Here is a 16186-nt window from a genome sequence, read left to right as displayed (position 1 = left end):
GGAGTTTGCCATGAGTGCCCATCATCACGATGCCGCCCCGAGCGAGAACGAACTTGAACGCCTGCTGAAGCTGGCGGTGACGGAGCCGGCCCACCGCCCGGCGTTCTTCCGTGAATTGCTCGACGCCACGGTGCTGATCCTCGGCGACAGCGAGCAGGTGCAGCAGGGCGGCGACATCGCGCTGAACGCGGATACGCCGGTCAATATCCAGCATTGGGAGAAGCAGGACGGCGGCAGCATCATTCCGTTCTTCACCTCGCTGGAAGCGCTGCAGAAGGCCGTTGAGGACGAACAGCCATTTATCGCCATGCCGGCGCGGGTGCTGTTCGAAATCACCCAGGGTGCGGATCTGTTCCTCAACCCGAAGGCGGAGTACGGCAAGGAGTTCTATCCGGAAGAGGTGGCGATGCTGCTGGCGACCGGCGGCGTCGTCAAACCGGTGGAGCATTACGTCGACAAAGAGACCCAAATCCTGCTGGGGCAGCCCGAAGAGTACCCGTCGGCGATGGTGGACGCGTTGACCACGCTGTTCAGCCAGCGCAAGCCGGTGCGCCGCGCGTTTCTGGCGCTGATGCACGACCAGGCGGCGGACGAGAAGCCGAATTTGCTGATCGGGCTGGAAGTGGACGCCGAGCCGGCGGAGATCGAGGCGTTGATCAACGAGGCCGGCAGCGTCGCCAGCGAAACGGCGCCGAACGACGAACCGGTGGATTTCTGCCTGGTGTCGGAGAAAGAGCGCGGCATCAGCCACTATCTGATCTCCCATACGCAGCCGTTTTATCAGCGCCGCTGGGGCAGCTGGCTGCGCAATTTGATCCCGTCTACCGACAAGACCCAGTAGCGCCGCCGCGTGGTCGAAAATGGCCCATGAAGATCATATTTTTTTAATGAAATGTTGATTTTCCCGTAGGCAAGCGTTAACGGCGCACATATAATCTGCGCCACTTGAGAAGGCCGGCAACATTGCAGACCGGCCTGTTTTGGAAGTCATACAGAGGCCATCATGACCGTAGAACGTACCTTTTCCATCGTTAAACCAAACGCTGTAGCCAACAACGACATCGGCGCTATCTATGCGCGTTTCGAGCGCGCCGGTTTCAAAATCATCGCCGCTAAAATGCTGCGTCTGACTCGCGAGCAAGCTGAAGGCTTCTACGCTGAGCACAAAGGCCGCCCATTCTTCGACGGTCTGGTTGAGTTCATGACCTCCGGCCCAATCATGGTGCAGGTTCTGGAATCTGAAAACGCCGTGCAGCGCAACCGCGACATCATGGGCGCAACCAACCCGGACAACGCGCTGGCCGGTACCCTGCGTGCCGACTACGCGGACAGCTTCACCGCTAACGCCGTGCACGGTTCCGACTCCGTTGAATCTGCACAGCGCGAAATCGCTTACTTCTTCAACGAAAGCGAAATCTGCGCACGTTAATCGTGCCGTTTCTTGGCTGATAACCAGGCATTCACCGGCTGAAACAATAAAAATGCCCTGAATGCCTTTCAGCCGTAGCCACCCGCTACTAAAATTTGTACAATGCCGCGCCCCTGATAAGACGACTTGTCAGGGGCGTGTTTTTAGTGCCGCCACCCGAATCATGCGGGCTGAAATGCACAACTTACTGTCCATTCTTTAGCGCCATAACGTGTAATAACGAGGCCAGAGATCATTATGTTAGAACCCATCACGTCCGAGCACACCGTGTCTGAAAATAATTCGCTGACTACCCCCTCCGTTAACGTGGAGCAACCGGCTGCGGCCAAAATCAACCTGCTGGACCTGAACCGCCAGCAAATGCGCGAGTTCTTCGCCGAAATGGGCGAGAAACCGTTCCGCGCCGATCAGGTGATGAAGTGGATTTACCACTACTGCTGCGACGATTTCGAGCAGATGACCGATATCAACAAAGTCCTGCGTGGCAAGCTGCAGCGCGTGGCGGAGATCCGCGCGCCGGAAGTGGCGGAAGAACAGCGTTCGGCCGACGGCACCATCAAGTGGGCGATTAAAGTCGGCGATCAGCAGGTCGAAACCGTGTATATCCCGGAAGCCGACCGCGCGACGCTGTGCGTCTCCTCGCAGGTAGGCTGCGCGTTGGAGTGTAAATTCTGTTCAACGGCGCAGCAGGGCTTCAACCGCAACCTGCGCGTGTCGGAAATCATTGGCCAGGTGTGGCGCGCGGCGAAGATCATCGGCGCGCTGAAGGTGACCGGCCAACGCCCGATCACCAACGTGGTGATGATGGGGATGGGCGAGCCGCTGCTCAACCTGAACAACGTGGTGCCGGCGATGGAAATCATGCTGGACGACTTCGGCTTTGGCCTGTCCAAACGCCGCGTGACCCTGTCTACCTCCGGCGTGGTGCCGGCGCTGGACAAGCTGGGCGACATGATCGACGTGGCGCTGGCGATCTCGCTGCATGCGCCGAACGACACCATCCGCGATGAGATCGTGCCGATCAACCGCAAGTACAACATCGAGACCTTCCTGTCCGCGGTGCGTCGCTATCTGGAAAAATCCAACGCCAATCAGGGCCGCGTGACCGTCGAGTACGTGATGCTGGATCATATTAACGACAGCACCGACGATGCGCATCAACTGGCGGAAGTGCTGAAAGACACGCCGTGCAAGATCAACCTGATCCCGTGGAACCCGTTCCCGGGCGCCCCCTACGGCCGCAGCTCCAACAGCCGAGTGGATCGTTTCTCCAAGGTGTTGATGGAATACGGCTTTACGACTATTGTTCGTAAAACCCGTGGTGACGATATCGACGCCGCCTGCGGGCAACTGGCGGGTGAAGTGATCGACCGTACCAAGCGTACCCTGAAGAAGAAAATGGCCGGGGAACCTATCAACGTACGGGCGGTCTGAATCCTATAGCACCATTTTTTGTTATCTAACAGCCTGTTATGCGCAAGCGTGTCGCTGGCGGGCGTTAGCTGACGGCCGATAAGGAAATGAATGCGGGCATGAAGCTGAAACTGTGGGGTGTGTGGCTGGCGGCCGGGTTGTTGGCCGGGTGTTCCGGTTCAGCGCCGGAAAAGGATGCACAAGTCTCTGAGGCGGGCCAGACGCGGCTGCAGCTGGGCCTGGAGTACCTGCAGCAAGGCGACATGGACGCCGCGCGCCAGAACCTGGAAAAGGCGCTGGACGCGGCCCCACAGGATTACCGCACGCAGTTGGGCATGGCGCTCTATGAGCAGCGGATCGGTGAAAATGCCGCGGCCGAACAGCGTTATCGGCAAGCGCTCAAACTTGCGCCAGGCAATGGCACCGTATTGAATAATTACGGTGCGTTTCTTTGCGGTTTAGGGCAGTATGTACCGGCGCAACAGCAGTTTAGCGCTGCGGCGCTGGCGCCCGATTATGGCCAGGTCGCCGACAGCCTGGAAAACGCAGGTTACTGTTTTCTCAAGGCCGGACAAAACGATGAGGCGCGCACGCTGTTGAGCCGCGCGCTGAAGGTCGATCCGGACAAAGGCACTCCGCTGTTGGCGGAGGCCGAAAAGCAATTTGGAGAAGGGAAGCGCGCCCAGTCGCAACTTTTATTGGATGTTTATCAGCATGTTCTGCCGGCCAGCGCCAGCAGCTTATGGTTACAGATTCGTTTCGCCGCGTTAGCCGGCCGTCAGGATAGCGTTCAACGCTATGGCAAGCAGCTAGCGCGAAGTTTTCCACAATCCAAACAGTACCAGCAGTTCTTAGCTAATGAATACTGAAGCCTCCCAAGATAAAACCGTATCCATGACGACGGGCCAGCGCCTGCGTCAGGCCCGTGAGCAACTCGGGCTGAGCCAACAGACCGTTGCAGAACGCCTGTGTCTCAAAATGTCCACCGTGCGCGATATTGAGGAAGACAGCGTGTCTGCTGACCTCGCGTCCACCTTCGTGCGCGGTTACATCCGTTCCTACGCCAAGCTGGTGCATTTGCCGGAAGACGAACTGCTGCCGATGCTGGCCAAGCAGGCGCCGTTGAAGATGGCGAAAGTGGCGCCGATGCAAAGCTTCTCGCTGGGCAAGCGCCGCAAGAAACGCGACGGCTGGCTGATGAGCTTCACCTGGCTTATCGTGTTTGTGGTGATCGGCCTGACCGGCGCCTGGTGGTGGCAAAACCACAAGGCCCAGCAGGAAGAGATCGCCACCATGGCCGATCAGTCCTCCGCGCAGCTTTCACAGAATAACGAAGGGCAGTCCGTGCCGCTGACCGACGGCAACGCCGACGCCGGCACCAACGTGCCGTTGACCGACAACAGCGCTGCGCCGGCCGATGCCGGCGCAGCGGCTCAGGCACCGGCGGCTACCGCTCAGGTGCCGGGCACGGCTCAGCAGCAGCCTGCCGTGGTGTCGCCAAGCCAGACTACCCTGCCGGAAACCACCCCGGCGGCACAAGCGCCGCTGCCGACCGCCGATGCGGGCGTGGCTGCGCCGGCAGCCGATCCGAACGCGCTGGTAATGGACTTCTCCGCCGACTGCTGGCTGCAGGTGAGCGACGCGAGCGGTAAAACGCTTTTCAGCGGCACCCAGAAGAAGGGCGGCAAGCTGAACCTGGCCGGCACTGCGCCGTATAAGTTGACCATCGGCGCGCCGGCGGCAGTACAGATCCAGTATCAGGGTAAACCGGTTGATTTAAGCCGGTTCGTTAAGTCAAACCGTGTTGCTCGCCTGACCGTCGCCGCGCAGTAATCGCGCGGCCCCGGTCGTGATGTCAGAGCAGCAATGGAGAGTAAGTAATGCATAACCAAGCGCCCATCAACCGTCGAAAATCTACACGCATTTACGTCGGCAAGGTGCCTATTGGTGATGGCGCGCCGATTGCCGTGCAGTCGATGACCAACACCCGTACCACCGATGTTGAAGCAACGGTTAATCAGATCAAAGCGCTGGAGCGCGTGGGCGTCGACATCGTCCGCGTTTCGGTTCCTACCATGGACGCCGCCGAGGCGTTCAAGCTGATCAAGCAGCAGGTCAACGTGCCGCTGGTCGCCGATATCCATTTCGATTATCGCATCGCGCTGCAGGTTGCCGAATACGGCGTAGACTGCCTGCGCATCAACCCGGGCAACATCGGTAACGAATCGCGCATTCGCTCGGTGGTGGACTGCGCCCGCGACAAGAACATCCCGATTCGCATCGGCGTCAACGGCGGCTCGCTGGAGAAAGATCTGCAGGAAAAGTACGGTGAACCGACGCCGGAAGCGCTGCTGGAATCTGCCATGCGCCACGTGGACATCCTCGATCGCCTCAACTTCGACCAGTTCAAGGTCAGCGTCAAGGCGTCGGACGTGTTCCTGGCGGTGCAATCTTACCGCCTGCTGGCCTCGCGCATCGATCAGCCGCTGCATCTGGGCATCACCGAAGCCGGCGGCGCACGCAGCGGGTCGGTCAAATCGGCCATCGGCCTGGGCATGCTGCTGTCTGAAGGCATCGGCGACACCCTGCGCATCTCGCTGGCGGCGGATCCGGTCGAAGAAGTGAAGGTCGGTTTCGATATCCTGAAGTCGCTGCGCATCCGCGCGCGCGGCATCAACTTCATCGCCTGCCCGACCTGTTCGCGTCAGGAGTTCGACGTGATCGGCACGGTGAACGCGCTGGAACAGCGCCTGGAAGACATCATCACGCCGATGGACGTTTCGATCATCGGCTGCGTGGTGAACGGCCCGGGCGAAGCGCTGGTGTCCACCATGGGCGTGACCGGCGGCCACAAGAAGAGCGGCTTCTATGAAGACGGCGTGCGCCAGAAAGAGCGTTTCGACAACGAACAGATGATCGACCAGCTGGAAGCGAAAATTCGCGCCAAGGCCGCGATGATGGACGAAAGCAACCGCATCACGGTCAACCTGCTGGAAAAATAAGCGTTATCGCTACACGGCGGGCCTGTTGGCCCGCTTGTTTATGAACCTGAAGGGCAGAAAACCGCATCCGCGTTGAATACCGGGCGGCAAAGTCCCTATAATCGGGTTCATTTTTACAGACAACGGACAGAGAACTCACGTGGCAAAGAACATTCAAGCCATTCGCGGCATGAACGACTACCTGCCGGAAGAAACGGCATTATGGCAGCGTATTGAAGGCACCCTCAAGCAGGTGCTGGGCAGCTACGGTTACAGCGAAATCCGGTTGCCGATTGTAGAGCAGACCCCGTTATTCAAACGCGCGATCGGCGAAGTGACCGACGTCGTGGAAAAAGAGATGTATACCTTCGAAGACCGCAACGGCGAAAGCCTGACGCTGCGTCCGGAAGGGACGGCTGGCTGCGTGCGCGCCGGCATCGAACATGGTCTGCTGTACAATCAGGAACAGCGTCTGTGGTACATCGGCCCGATGTTCCGCTACGAGCGCCCGCAGAAGGGCCGCTACCGTCAGTTCCATCAGCTGGGCGCGGAAGTGTTCGGCCTGCAAGGCCCGGACATCGACGCCGAGCTGATCCTGCTGACGGCCCGCTGGTGGAAAGCGCTGGGCATCGCCGAGCACGTCAAGCTGGAGCTGAACTCCATCGGTTCTCTGGAGGCGCGCGCCAACTACCGCGACGCGCTGGTGGCGTTCCTGGAGCAGCACGTCGAGGTGCTGGACGAAGACTGCAAACGCCGCATGTACAGCAACCCGCTGCGCGTGCTGGATTCCAAAAATCCTGAGGTGCAGGCGCTGTTGAACGACGCGCCGCGCCTGTCCGAGTACCTGGACGAAGAATCCCGTGCTCACTTCGCCGGTCTGTGTGAACTTTTGGCGCAGGCAGGTATCCCATATACCGTTAACGAGCGCCTGGTGCGCGGTCTGGATTACTACAACCGCACAGTGTTTGAGTGGGTAACCACCAGCCTGGGCGCGCAGGGCACCGTCTGCGCGGGCGGCCGTTACGACGGCCTGGTCGAGCAATTGGGCGGCCGTGCCACCCCGGCGGTCGGTTTCGCCATGGGCCTCGAGCGCCTGGTGTTGCTGGTGCAGGCGGTTAACCCGGAATTCAAGGCGCCGTCGGCTATCGACGTGTACGTCATCTCTTCCGGCGCGGGCACCCAAAGCGCGGCGATGCAGCTGGCTGAACAGGTGCGCGACGCGGCGCCGCAGCTGAAGCTGATGACCAATTACGGCGGCGGCAACTTCAAGAAGCAGATCACCCGTGCGGACAAATGGGGCGCGCGCATCGCGCTGATCCTGGGTGAGAGCGAAGTGGCGGCGCAGCAGGTGGTGGTGAAAGACCTGCGCAGTGGTGAACAAGAAACGCTGGCGCAAAGCGAAGTCGCTGCGCGTCTGGCTTTGATGTTAGGTTAAGGAGAAGGACACCGTGGAAGTCTATACCACTGAAAACGAACAAGTCGACGCACTGCGTCGGTTCTTTGCCGAGAACGGCAAAGCGCTGGCGGTGGGCGTGGTGCTCGGAATTGGTGCCCTGGTTGGCTGGCGTTACTGGCAGAGCCATGAAAACTCCAACATGATGGCTGCGTCGCAATCCTATCAGGAAGCCAGCGATCGTCTGGCGGCCGGCAAGCCGGATGACGTGGCTGCCGCGGAGAAATTTGTCCAGGCTAATGGCAACAGCTACGGCGTATTGGCCGCGCTGCAGTTGGCCAAGCACTTTGTCGAACAGAATGATTTCGCCAAGGCGGAACAACAACTGGCGCTGGCGCAGGGCCAGACCAAAGACGACAACCTGTTGGCGATGATCGATCTGCGTCTGGCGCGCGTCCAGCTGCAGGAGAAAAAGCTGGATGAAGCGCTGAAAACGCTAGATGGCGTGAAAGGCGAAGGCTGGGCGGCGATGATGCAGGATGTGCGCGGCGATGTGCTGCTGGCCAAGGGCGACGCCAAGGGCGCACGCGAAGCTTACAGCAAAGGCATTGAGTCCAACGCTTCTCAGGCGCTGCAGGTTCTGCTGCGCATGAAATTGAATAACTTGTCCAGCTAAGGGGAATTCCCATGCAATTGCGTAAAACACTCTTGGTCGGACTGGTTTCCGCTGCCTTGCTGAGTGGTTGCTCGCTGTTTAACAGCGAAGAAGACGTGGTTACCATGTCGCCGTTGCCGAAAGTTGAAAATCAGTTTACGCCGAACAAGGCGTGGAGCACCTCTGTGGGCGACGGTATCGGTGAGTATTACTCCCACCTGCGTCCGGCCTATCAGGACAGCACCATTTACGCCGCCGATCGCTTCGGCATCGTGAAAGCGTTGGACGCCGACAGCGGCAACGAGAAGTGGAAGGTTAATCTCTCCGAGAAGACCGGTTTCTTCTCCAGCAACCTGTCTGCGCTGCTGTCGGGCGGCCTGACGGTCGCGGGTGACAAGGTTTACGTCGGCAGCGAAAAAGCGGTGGTTTACGCATTGAACACCGCCGACGGCGCCATCGCCTGGCAGACCAAAGTGGCCGGCGAAGCGATCTCCCGTCCGGTTGTCAGCGACGGCATGGTGTTGGTACACACCTCCAACGGCATGCTGCAGGCGCTGAACGAAGCCGACGGCGCGGTGAAATGGACGGTTAACCTGGACATGCCTTCGCTGTCGCTGCGCGGTGAATCCGCGCCGGCCGTCGCTTTTGGCGCCGCCATCGTCGGCGGTGACAACGGCCGCGTCAGCGCCGTGCTGATGCAGCAGGGTCAACTGATCTGGCAACAGCGCATTTCTCAGCCGAGCGGCGCGACCGAAATCGATCGCCTGAACGACGTGGACACCACGCCGGTGATCGTTGACGGCGTGGTCTACGCGCTGGGCTACAACGGCAACCTGACGGCGCTGGATCTGCGTTCCGGTCAGATCATCTGGAAACGCGAGCTGGGTTCGGTGAACGATTTCATCGTCGACGCGGGCCGCATCTACCTGATCGACCAGAACGATCGCGTCGTCGCGCTCAGCACTGAAGGCGGCGTGACCGTGTGGACGCAGAGCGATCTGCTGCACCGCAACCTGACGCCGCCGGTGATGTATAATGGTTATCTGGTGACCGGTGACGCCGAAGGCTATCTGCACTGGATCAACACCACCGATGGCCGTTTTGTCGCCCAGCAGGAAGTGGACAGCTCCGGCTTCCTGTCTGCGCCGATGGTGGCCGGCGACAAGCTGGTCATCCAGGCTCGCGGCGGGAAAGTTTACGCTTTCACCCGCTAACGCCGCTCGTCGCAAGGCTTGAAAACGGCTCCTGAATGTTCAGGGGCCGTTTCGTATTTTTATAAGCTGCACCGCTGGTGTCTATCCACAGTGCAGTAACGCATTGATTATTAAGTAATGAGGCTTCAACAATGATACCTGTCGTCGCGCTGGTCGGGCGCCCGAATGTGGGTAAATCCACCTTGTTCAACCGTTTAACCCATACGCGCGATGCGCTGGTGGCGGATTTCCCGGGGCTGACGCGTGACCGCAAGTATGGTCGTGCTGAAATCGAAGGCAATGAATTCATCATCGTCGATACCGGCGGTATCGACGGCACCGAAGACGGCGTCGAAACGCGCATGGCCGGTCAGTCGCTGCTGGCGATCGAAGAGGCGGACATCGTGCTGTTCATGGTCGACGCCCGCGCCGGCCTGATGCCGGCGGATCAGGGCATCGCTCAGCACCTGCGCAGCCGCCAGAAGGCGACCTTCTTGGTGGCCAACAAGACCGACGGCCTGGATCCGGACACCGCTACCGCCGATTTCTACTCGCTCGGCCTGGGTGAAGTGTTCGCTATCGCCGCTTCCCACGGCCGTGGCGTGACCCAGCTGATCGAACACGTGCTGGTGCCGTTCGTGCCGGAAAAACCGGAAGACGTCGAGCTGACCGAGGAAGAGGCCAACGCCGCTTACTGGGCCGAGCAAAACGGCGAAACGCTGGAAGGCGAAGAAGACGAAGAGCCGGAAGAAGAGTTCAACCCGCAGGATCTGCCGATCAAACTGGCGATCGTCGGTCGTCCGAACGTTGGTAAGTCTACGCTCACTAACCGCATCCTCGGCGAGGAGCGCGTGGTGGTGTATGACATGCCGGGCACCACCCGCGACAGCATCTACATTCCGATGGTGCGCGACGAACGCGAATATGTGCTGATCGACACCGCCGGGGTGCGTAAACGCGGCAAGGTGACCGAAACCGTCGAGAAGTTCTCGGTGATCAAAACCCTGCAGGCGATTGAAGACGCCAACGTCGTGCTGCTGGTGATCGACGCGCGTGAAGGCATCTCCGATCAGGATCTCTCGCTGCTCGGCTTTATCCTCAATAGTGGGCGCTCACTGGTGATTGCGGTCAACAAGTGGGACGGCATGAGCGAAGAAGATCGCGAGCACGTGAAAGAGATGCTCGACCTGCGTCTGGGCTTCGTCGACTTCGCGCGCGTGCACTTCATTTCCGCGCTGCACGGCAGCGGCGTCGGCAACCTGTTCGAATCGGTACAGGAAGCCTACGAGTGCGCAACCCGCCGCGTAAACACCTCGATGCTGACCAAAATCATGCAGATGGCGGTTGACGATCACCAGCCGCCGTTGGTGCGCGGCCGCCGCGTGAAGCTGAAATATGCCCACGCCGGCGGTTACAACCCGCCGATCGTGGTGATCCACGGCAACCAGGTCAGCGATCTGGCCGATTCGTACAAGCGCTACCTGATGAACTACTTCCGCCGTTCGCTGAACGTGATGGGGACGCCGATCCGCATCCAGTTCAAAGAGGGGGACAACCCGTTCGCCGGCAAACGCAACCTGCTGACGCCGACCCAGATGCGCAAGCGCAAGCGCCTGATGAGCCACCTGAAAAAGAGCAAGTAATCGCTCATGAGGGGCGCGGCAGTGATGCCGCGCCCCTTTTTTATTGGCCCGAAATCGTTTTATTATCTGAAGATTACCTCGCCTGCCTGAAGGAACACCATGTCCTGGGAAACCTGGAGTTTTGCGTTCAACGTCACCGTGCCGAATCTGTTGATGATGCTGCTGGGGATCCTGCTGCGCCATTGGCGCCTGATGGATGACCGCTTTGTCGACGGCGCGACCCGCCTGGTGTTCAATCTGGCGCTGCCGTGCCTGCTGTTTTTCAGCATCGCCACCAACCACCCGCAGCTGCTCGGCAACCTGCCGCTGGTGCTGTTTGGCGCGGTCGGCACGCTGGCGACCTTCCTGCTCTTGGAGCTGGCCGCCAAGTGGCTGGTGAAAGAGCCGCGTGAGCGTGGGGTGTTCGTGCAGGGCGGTTTCCGCGCCAATACCGCCATCGTCGGCCTGGCCTACGCCATGACCGCCTACGGCAGCGAAGGGATTGCGCTCGCCTCGCTGTATCTGACGGTGACGGTGATCCTGTTCAACGTGCTGTCGGTGATTACTCTGACGCGCAGCCTGCAGGGCGGGCAGGGCAAGAAAATCAGCCACCTGTCTTTGCTGCGCAGCATCGTTACCAATCCGCTGATCATTGGCCTGGTGTGCGGGCTGCTGTATGCGCAAACCGGGCTGGGCATCCCGGCCGTGATCCGCCAGACCGGCAGCTATATTTCCGCGCTGTCGCTGCCGCTGGCGCTGCTGTGCACCGGCGCCAGCCTGGATTTTCGCGCCATGTTCCGCTCGTCCAACGTGGCGGCGCTGTCGTCGGCGGCCAAGCTGTTTCTGGTGCCGTGCCTGATGACGCTGGCCGGCTGGCTGTGCGGGTTTCAGGGGGCGGCGCTGGGCATTATCTTCCTGTTTTCCGCCACGCCGACCGCTTCGGGCAGCTATGTGATGACGCGCGCCATGGGCGGCAACGCCACGCTGGCGGCCAACATTATCGCCATCACCACCGTCGGTTCGTTCTTCACCACCGCGTTGGGGATCTATTTCTTGCGCTCATGGGGCGCGATTTAACCTGGAGTCGTTATGGAAGCGCACTGTCCGCACTGCCGTCAGACCATGAAGTGGGTAGCGGGTCACTACCATTGTGAAACCTGCCAGAGCGATTATCGGCAGCTGGCGAGCTGCCCGGAGTGCGGGCAGCCGCTGCAAGAATTGAAAGCCTGCGGGGCGGTGGATTACCTGTGCCAGAACGGGCACGGGCTGATCTCCAAAAAACGGGTGAATTTCAGCTATCAGCCGCTGTAAGCCCTCACTCATCCACCTGGCCGGTTTTCCACAGATCCACCAGCGCCTGCGGCGCGCTGCTTTCCGGGATTAACAGCACGATCTCAGTGCTCAGGGTGGGGCTGGTGTAGTTGATTTGCACGCGGTAGTAGCGCTGGTCGCCGCAGCCGGGGGAGGTGGGCTGGCCTTCTTCCTGCGCATAGGGCAGCGTCTGGTTCAGCAACTGATTCAGGCGCTGCCGCTGCTCCGGCGTGATATCGGCCAGCGCGATGCGGCGCTGGCCCGCCAGTTTGGGAATGTAGGCGAAGCCCCCCTCGCGCGCCAGCTCAATGACCGTATCCTGATTGAGCGTCGGCAGCGGTTTCATTATTCCACCCCCACCTGATGCCAGGCTTGCTGCACCTTGTCCGCCACGCTCTGGTCGAAACGCGCTAGCGCATGTTTCACCGTGGCGCGGGCGAAGGTGGCGAAGTCGGCGTTTTGCGGCAGCGCTTTGTCGCACACCGTGTCATACCAGACGTAGCCGGCTTTCTCCCAGGCGAAGCCGCCCAGCGCCGTCGCCGCCAGGTAGAAGGCGCGGTTGGGGATACCGGAGTTGAGGTGCACACCGCCGTTGTCTTCCTTGGTCTGGATATAATCTTTCATGCTGGCGGGCTGCGGGTCTTTGCCCAGCAGCGGATCGTCGTAGGCGGTGCCGGGTGCCGACATCGAGCGCAGCCCTTTGCCTTTGATGCCCTTGGCGAGCAGCCCGGCGCCGATCAGCCAGTCGGCTTTATCGGCGGTTTGCTGCAGGTGGAACTGCTTGACCAACGAGCCGAATACGTCGGACAACGACTCGTTGAGCGCCCCGGACTGCTGGTAGTAGATCAGCCCGGCTTCGCTCTCGGTCACGCCGTGCGCCAGCTCGTGGCCGACCACGTCGATGGCGATGGTGAAGCGGTTGAAGATCTCGCCGTCGCCGTCGCCGAACACCATCTGCTGGCCGTTCCAGAAGGCGTTCTGGTACTCCTTGCCGTAGTGCACGCTGCCAACCAGCGGCAGCCCCTGGTTATCCAGTGAATTGCGGCGGTAGGCCTGCCAGAAGAAATCGTAGGTGACGCCGAGATAGTCGTAGGCCTCGTCCACCGCCACGTCGTGGTTGCTGGGCTGGCCCTCTTTGCGCACCTGTTTGCCGGGCAGCTGGGTGCCGTTCTTGGCGTCGTAGATATCGCGGAGCGCTTCGCCGGCTCGGGCGTTTTTCTCGGTCGGCGAACGCAGCGGCTTGTTGCCGAGCAGGCTTTGCACGTGGTTCAGCGTGTGCAGCGCGCAGTCGCGCTGCGGGGCGTTGCCGTGTTCAATGATGCGGCGCAGCATGTAGGGAGGAATGACGGAACGCATGCGCTGGGCTGGCATAGTGGCTCTCCTTAGGCAAAAATTTTACCTCATCGAATGAATGCACTGTGCCTAAGTGTAGCCTACTCGTCATAAAGCCTGTGGTCATGCGTGCTCACCGCCGGCGCGGTCTTGTGCGGGCTGATGCGCCGCACCGAGGCGCGCACCGCCAGCCGGCCGTGCAGCAGCAGATTGCACGGCGGCGCGTCGGCGCGCAGCATGCGCCGCTGCAGCAGTTGGATCGCCTCGTAGCCCAGCTCATCGCGCGGAACCTGCACCGAGGTCAGCGGCACATCGTGGATTTCCGCCAGGTTGAAGCCGTCGGTGCTCATCACCGAGACGTCGCCCGGCACGCTCAGCCCCCGCTTGTTGAGCGCCTTGACCGCTCCGACCGCCATGTAGTCGCCGCCGGCCAGGATCGCCGTCGGCAGCGGGGAGTGGCCGAGGAGGCCGTCGAGATAGGTGGTCAGCGCCTGCTCGGCCTCTTCGCCGCCGAAGCCCGAGGTGGTGACCAGATGGCGGCCGTCGTCGAACGGCAAATGATGCCGGGCGTAGGCCTGCCGGATGCCCGCCAGCCGCAGCTCCATGGTGTGGCGGCGCAGACACTGCAGATTGAGGATATGGCTGTGCCCCTGCTGAAACAGGTAGCTGGCGGAATAGTCGCCGATCAACTGATGATCCGGCGAGACGCTGTCCAGCCGCATCTGCCGATCGCTGCAGTTGATCAGCACGCAGGGCTTGTGCAGATCGGCGGCCAGAGTGTGGATATGCTCGTCATCGATGCCGATGATCAGCGCCGCTTCGGTGTGCGGGTCGCTCATCTTTTCCAGAAACAGCGCGCCGTCGCTGTGTTGCTCTTCCAGCCCACAGTAGCGGATGCGCACCTCGTGCTCCATCAGCGCGGCGGCGATACCCTGAATGACCTTGTAGTAGAAGATGTCGGTGCGTACGTCGAACGCGCGCTGCGGCGCGAACACCATCACGTTGTTCAGCATCAGCCGGCCGCTGGAAATACCCTGCAGAATGCCGTTTTGCTGCGCACAGTCCAGCACCTTGCGGCGCGCTTCGGCGCTGGTGTTGGCCTTGCCCGCCAGCACGCGGGAAACGGTGCTGATCGACAACCCGGTTTGGCGAGCGATCTCCTGAATTTTCAGCTTTCCGTTCATTCTGTGATCTCCTTCAAATTCGTCCATGAGAATATTTTCACCGCGGATTTTCAGCGTCTTGACCGGCTTTTATGCCCATTATGACTATTTTTTCACCCGCCTGTGAAAATCTTTGCAAAAAACCCCGTTTCGCTACGCGCTCTCGCTGAGTAGTCTGCATTGGTACACCAATTTTAGCGACCTGTCAGTCCAATTTTAACGGTGTGCGAAAAAGAAAACCAAAAATAAATCATGGGGTTGTGATTGTCTGTCGGCCAATGATACGGCGCCGACCCGTTTTCACCGTCCCGTGTTTGATAGCACAACGTACCCTACTAAAACGCGCGTTGCCGTCGCCGGCGGCCGCGGGGAGAGAACCGATGAGTGTGGAGATCAATCAGGCGGTCGCGCAGAGCGGCCGGCGCAAGTTCAAATCGCTGCGCTGGTGGATGCTGGCGCTGTTCTTGCTGGGCGTCACGGTCAACTACATCACCCGTAACTCGCTGGGCATTTTGGCGCCGGAGCTGAAAACCAGCCTGAACATGAGCACCGAGCAATATGCCTGGGTGGTGGCGTCGTTCCAGCTGGCTTACACGGTGTTTCAGCCGATCTGCGGCTGGCTGATCGACGTTATCGGCCTGAAGATGGGCTTTCTGATCTGCGCCGGCATTTGGGCGGTGGTATGCATGCTGCACGCCGGCGCCGGCAGCTGGCTGCAACTGGCCATTCTGCGCTTCTTCATGGGGGGCGCGGAGGCGGCGGCCACCCCGGCCAACGCCAAGGCGATCTCCGACTGGTTCCCGAAGAAGGAGCGGCCGATCGCCGCCGGCTGGGCGGGCGTCGGTTTCTCCATCGGTGCCATGCTGGCGCCGCCGATCATCGTCATCGCTCACGTCTCCTTCGGCTGGCAGGGCGCCTTCCTGTTCTCCGGCGGGCTGGCGCTGATTTGGGTGGTGCTGTGGTGGCTGTTCTACCACTCGCCGCAGCAGCACCCGAACCTCAGCCAGCAAGAGCTGGATCTGATCCGCGAAGACAACGAGCCGGTGCTGCCGAAGCTGCCGTTCCTCACCTCGCTGGCCAGCCTGTGCAAGAACAAGAAGTTCTACGGCATCGCCATCCCGGCCTTTCTCGCTGAACCGGCCTGGGCGGTCTTCAGCTTCTGGGTGCCGCTGTACCTGGCCACCGAACGCGGCATGGATCTGAAACAGATCGCGATGTTCGCCTGGCTGCCGTTCCTGGCGGCGGATATCGGCAGCGTCGCCAGCGGCTATCTCACCACCCTGTACCGCAAATGGTTCGGCTGCAGCCGCGTCAACTCGGTGGTCGCCAGCTCGGTGACCGGCGCTTTCCTGATGGTGTCGCTGGCGTTCGTGGCGATCACCCAAGATCCCTATGTGGCGATCGCGCTGATCTCGATCGGCGGCTTCGGCCACCAGGTGATCTCCTGCATGCTCAGTGCGCTGGTGGTGGAGTCGTTCGATAAAAACCAGATGGCGACGGTCAATGGTATGCGCGGCTCCAGTGCCTGGATCGCCAGCTTCCTGTTCACGCTGCTGATCGGCGCGGTATCCGACACCATCGGCTTCAACCCGCTGTTCATCGCCATGGGTTTCTTCGACCTGATCGGCGCCCTGTTCCTGATTGCCCTGATCGCCGAACGCGGCGGTAAGAAAACCCCTTCACACAGCTAAGTG

Annotated in this window: 16 protein-coding genes; 13 read left to right on the top strand and 3 right to left on the bottom strand. The window is 60.7% G+C overall.

The window, feature by feature from the left end; all coding sequences use genetic code 11:
- Nucleotides 1-10: 10 nt before the first annotated feature.
- The 12 genes from sseB (at nt 11) to ACJ8QI_RS21965 (ending at nt 11997) form a co-directional block, all read left to right on the top strand.
- Nucleotides 11-841 (top strand): enhanced serine sensitivity protein SseB, encoded by an 831-nt coding sequence (sseB, locus tag ACJ8QI_RS22020; protein ID WP_089186303.1) that lies wholly within the window; start codon nt 11-13, stop codon nt 839-841.
- A gap of 162 nt (nt 842-1003) precedes the next feature.
- Nucleotides 1004-1429, top strand: a complete 426-nt coding sequence (gene ndk / locus ACJ8QI_RS22015) for a nucleoside-diphosphate kinase (protein ID WP_004941424.1) — start codon at nt 1004-1006, stop codon at nt 1427-1429.
- A 237-nt stretch (nt 1430-1666) separates the two neighbouring features.
- Entirely contained in the window at nt 1667-2863 is a 1197-nt protein-coding gene (locus ACJ8QI_RS22010; protein ID WP_004941426.1) for a bifunctional tRNA (adenosine(37)-C2)-methyltransferase TrmG/ribosomal RNA large subunit methyltransferase RlmN, read from the top strand.
- A gap of 98 nt (nt 2864-2961) precedes the next feature.
- A complete protein-coding gene (gene pilW / locus ACJ8QI_RS22005; protein WP_060424943.1) occupies nt 2962-3711 on the top strand; it encodes a type IV pilus biogenesis/stability protein PilW in 750 nt (249 codons plus the stop codon).
- Nucleotides 3701-4675, top strand: coding sequence for a cytoskeleton protein RodZ (rodZ, locus tag ACJ8QI_RS22000; RefSeq protein ID WP_038874539.1), 975 nt, complete (start codon nt 3701-3703; stop codon nt 4673-4675). The genes pilW and rodZ overlap by 11 nt, the downstream gene beginning before the upstream one ends.
- A 47-nt stretch (nt 4676-4722) precedes the next feature.
- A complete protein-coding gene (gene ispG / locus ACJ8QI_RS21995; RefSeq protein WP_016929756.1) occupies nt 4723-5844 on the top strand; it encodes a flavodoxin-dependent (E)-4-hydroxy-3-methylbut-2-enyl-diphosphate synthase in 1122 nt (373 codons plus the stop codon).
- Nucleotides 5845-5983: 139 nt separating this feature from the next.
- Nucleotides 5984-7258, top strand: a complete 1275-nt coding sequence (hisS, locus tag ACJ8QI_RS21990; RefSeq protein WP_025159556.1) for a histidine--tRNA ligase — start codon at nt 5984-5986, stop codon at nt 7256-7258.
- Between the two features lie 13 nt (nt 7259-7271).
- Complete coding sequence (locus ACJ8QI_RS21985; RefSeq protein WP_033635592.1) at nt 7272-7892, top strand: YfgM family protein; 621 nt, start codon at nt 7272-7274, stop codon at nt 7890-7892.
- A gap of 11 nt (nt 7893-7903) precedes the next feature.
- Nucleotides 7904-9085, top strand: a complete 1182-nt coding sequence (bamB, locus tag ACJ8QI_RS21980; RefSeq protein WP_336843928.1) for an outer membrane protein assembly factor BamB — start codon at nt 7904-7906, stop codon at nt 9083-9085.
- A 131-nt stretch (nt 9086-9216) separates the two neighbouring features.
- Complete coding sequence (der, locus tag ACJ8QI_RS21975) at nt 9217-10707, top strand: ribosome biogenesis GTPase Der (protein ID WP_019452357.1); 1491 nt, start codon at nt 9217-9219, stop codon at nt 10705-10707.
- Nucleotides 10708-10806: 99 nt separating this feature from the next.
- Entirely contained in the window at nt 10807-11763 is a 957-nt protein-coding gene (locus ACJ8QI_RS21970) for an AEC family transporter (protein ID WP_047570928.1), read from the top strand.
- A 12-nt stretch (nt 11764-11775) separates the two neighbouring features.
- On the top strand, nt 11776-11997 hold the full coding sequence (locus ACJ8QI_RS21965) for a zinc ribbon domain-containing protein (RefSeq protein WP_060424924.1): 222 nt from the start codon (nt 11776-11778) through the stop codon (nt 11995-11997).
- 4 nt (nt 11998-12001) lie between these two features.
- Here the strand turns inward: ACJ8QI_RS21965 and ACJ8QI_RS21960 are convergent, their stop codons facing one another.
- The 3 genes from ACJ8QI_RS21960 to ACJ8QI_RS21950 form a co-directional block, all read right to left on the bottom strand.
- Complete coding sequence (locus ACJ8QI_RS21960; protein WP_033635587.1) at nt 12002-12343, bottom strand: protealysin inhibitor emfourin; 342 nt, start codon at nt 12341-12343, stop codon at nt 12002-12004.
- Nucleotides 12343-13368 carry a M4 family metallopeptidase gene (locus ACJ8QI_RS21955; RefSeq protein ID WP_187322685.1) on the bottom strand — a complete coding sequence of 342 codons (1026 nt, stop codon included), beginning with the start codon at nt 13366-13368 and terminating at the stop codon, nt 12343-12345. The genes ACJ8QI_RS21960 and ACJ8QI_RS21955 overlap by 1 nt, the downstream gene beginning before the upstream one ends.
- 62 nt (nt 13369-13430) lie before the next feature.
- Nucleotides 13431-14513: a LacI family DNA-binding transcriptional regulator gene (locus ACJ8QI_RS21950; protein WP_060424920.1), complete on the bottom strand. Its 1083-nt coding sequence runs from the start codon at nt 14511-14513 to the stop codon at nt 13431-13433.
- A gap of 359 nt (nt 14514-14872) precedes the next feature.
- Here ACJ8QI_RS21950 and ACJ8QI_RS21945 point away from each other — a divergent pair, with 359 nt between their 5' ends.
- Nucleotides 14873-16183: an MFS transporter gene (locus ACJ8QI_RS21945; RefSeq protein WP_033635583.1), complete on the top strand. Its 1311-nt coding sequence runs from the start codon at nt 14873-14875 to the stop codon at nt 16181-16183.
- The last annotated feature ends 3 nt before the right edge of the window (nt 16184-16186 follow it).

It is taken from the genome of Serratia sp. CY84636, assembly GCF_052166245.1.
Classification (GTDB): Bacteria; Pseudomonadota; Gammaproteobacteria; order Enterobacterales; family Enterobacteriaceae; genus Serratia; species Serratia nevei.
The sequence above is the reverse complement of the archived record's forward strand: the minus strand, read 5'-3'. Positions and strand labels throughout refer to the sequence as shown.

Coding starts and splice junctions, on each gene's coding strand:
- ndk (WP_004941424.1), top strand. CDS start 1,004: ATGACCGTAGAACGTACCTTTTCCATCGTTAAACCAAACGCTGTAGCC.
- sseB (WP_089186303.1), top strand. CDS start 11: ATGAGTGCCCATCATCACGATGCCGCCCCGAGCGAGAACGAACTTGAA.
- ACJ8QI_RS21960 (WP_033635587.1), bottom strand. CDS start 12,343: ATGAAACCGCTGCCGACGCTCAATCAGGATACGGTCATTGAGCTGGCG.
- rodZ (WP_038874539.1), top strand. CDS start 3,701: ATGAATACTGAAGCCTCCCAAGATAAAACCGTATCCATGACGACGGGC.
- ACJ8QI_RS21965 (WP_060424924.1), top strand. CDS start 11,776: ATGGAAGCGCACTGTCCGCACTGCCGTCAGACCATGAAGTGGGTAGCG.
- ACJ8QI_RS21945 (WP_033635583.1), top strand. CDS start 14,873: ATGAGTGTGGAGATCAATCAGGCGGTCGCGCAGAGCGGCCGGCGCAAG.
- ACJ8QI_RS21970 (WP_047570928.1), top strand. CDS start 10,807: ATGTCCTGGGAAACCTGGAGTTTTGCGTTCAACGTCACCGTGCCGAAT.
- ispG (WP_016929756.1), top strand. CDS start 4,723: ATGCATAACCAAGCGCCCATCAACCGTCGAAAATCTACACGCATTTAC.
- ACJ8QI_RS21950 (WP_060424920.1), bottom strand. CDS start 14,513: ATGAACGGAAAGCTGAAAATTCAGGAGATCGCTCGCCAAACCGGGTTG.
- ACJ8QI_RS21955 (WP_187322685.1), bottom strand. CDS start 13,368: ATGCCAGCCCAGCGCATGCGTTCCGTCATTCCTCCCTACATGCTGCGC.
- der (WP_019452357.1), top strand. CDS start 9,217: ATGATACCTGTCGTCGCGCTGGTCGGGCGCCCGAATGTGGGTAAATCC.
- bamB (WP_336843928.1), top strand. CDS start 7,904: ATGCAATTGCGTAAAACACTCTTGGTCGGACTGGTTTCCGCTGCCTTG.
- ACJ8QI_RS22010 (WP_004941426.1), top strand. CDS start 1,667: ATGTTAGAACCCATCACGTCCGAGCACACCGTGTCTGAAAATAATTCG.
- pilW (WP_060424943.1), top strand. CDS start 2,962: ATGAAGCTGAAACTGTGGGGTGTGTGGCTGGCGGCCGGGTTGTTGGCC.